Consider the following 272-nt stretch of genomic DNA (forward strand, 5'->3'; position numbering starts at 1 on the left):
GTAACATCCCTGCTAAATGACTTTGAACAATTTGAAAATAGCTTTCGACAACGGACTTCATTTCGGCACGATAAGCACCTGTATTTTGAACGGTAATATTAAGCTGTTCTGCAATAAACGTCAGTTCTTCGGATATGAATTCCGAGCCACGATCACAGATCAAACAATTCGCCAAATAATGCGCCGGCCATTGTTCATTACTAATTCCTAAATCGTTATACAATAATGATTTCTCCATAAAAGTATGAATAAGTGCATGGCGTAACGCCTGC

The 272-nt window shown here is 38.6% G+C and carries 1 protein-coding gene; it reads right to left on the reverse strand.

The genetic code is table 11. From position 1 onward, the window contains the following. On the reverse strand, positions 1-238 hold a 238-nt coding region (locus tag SB749_RS19490; protein WP_410711760.1), incomplete at its 3' end, for a hypothetical protein. Positions 239-272: the final 34 nt, after the last annotated feature.

Origin of the sequence: Brevibacterium sp. SIMBA_078 (assembly GCF_046534565.1) — a bacterium.
Classification (GTDB): Bacteria; Actinomycetota; Actinomycetes; order Actinomycetales; family Brevibacteriaceae; genus Brevibacterium.